The sequence below is a fragment of the Paraburkholderia sp. EG304 genome, from assembly GCF_046543485.1.
In the GTDB taxonomy this organism is placed as follows: domain Bacteria; phylum Pseudomonadota; class Gammaproteobacteria; order Burkholderiales; family Burkholderiaceae; genus Paraburkholderia; species Paraburkholderia youngii.
The window spans coordinates 1-997 of sequence record NZ_JBKGUA010000238.1 but is presented as its reverse complement, the minus strand read 5'-3'; the positions used below and the strand labels follow the sequence as shown (position 1 = coordinate 997).

2 protein-coding genes are annotated in these 997 nt (G+C 65.0%); both read left to right on the top strand.

The annotated features are described in order from the left end of the window. On the top strand, positions 1 to 662 hold a 662-nt coding region (locus ACLFKU_RS43590), incomplete at its 5' end, for a Mu transposase domain-containing protein (RefSeq protein WP_410853376.1). 6 nt (positions 663 to 668) lie between these two features. After that, positions 669 to 997: ATP-binding protein (locus ACLFKU_RS43585; RefSeq protein WP_410853375.1), on the top strand; the 329-nt coding region annotated here is incomplete at its 3' end.

Below are 997 nucleotides of genomic sequence, written 5' to 3'. Positions count from 1 at the left end.
GCGAGCACGGCACGACGCGCGAGCAGCCGCTTGCACGTTTCGCCATCGAGAAGCCGCTGCTCGCCGGACTGCCCGATGTGCCGCCAGTGCTGGCCGTATGGTGCGAGGTCAAGGTGCATACCGACGGACACGTCGTCTACAAGAAGGCACTGTACTCGGTGCCGTTCACGCTCGTCGGCAAGCAGCTGTGGCTGAAGGCGACCGACACGGTCGTGCAGGTGTTCCACCGCCATGAGCTCGTCGCGACCCATCCGCGCTTGCGCAAGCCCGGCGATCGCCACACGGTGCGTGACCACCAGCCGCCCGAAACGCAAGCGTGGCTCGAGCACGAGCCACAGTGGTGCCTGGCGCGGGCAAAGGATATCGGGCCAGCCTGCCACGCGCTCGTTCTCGCGATGTTCAACGACAAGGTGCTCGTCAACCTGCGCGGCGCACAGGGCGTCGTGAGGCTTCGCGAGAAGGTCGGCGATCAACGGCTGGAGGCTGCGTGCGAGCGTGCGCTCGTGTTCGCCAGCCCCAGGTACCGCACCGTCAAGACGATCCTCGACAAGGGGTTGGACAGCCAGCCCACCGCAGCACCAGCGCCGACGCCGGCGCCTGCCGACACCTATCTGAACGGCGGCCGCTTCGGCCGTGACCTCCATTCCCTTCTGATCCATTGAACGCCCATGCATCCCAGTCCAGAACTGAACACGATCCTCAAGCAGTTGCGCCTCTCGGGCATCCTTGACTCGCTCGAGCAACGCAACCGTCAAGCCATCGACGGGCAACTTGCCTACACGGAGTTCCTCGCCATGCTTCTGCACGACGAGGTCGCACGGAGAGAGCAGAAGAAGCTCGGCGTGCGGCTCGCCCGCGCTGGCTTCTCCCTGGGCAAGACGCTCGAAAACTTCGACTTCGACCGCGTTCCCAAGCTCAACCGCGCTCACATCCATGATCTCGCCGCCGGCCGCTATATCGACGAGAAGGTCTGCGTGCTGATGGTCGGCCAAACAGG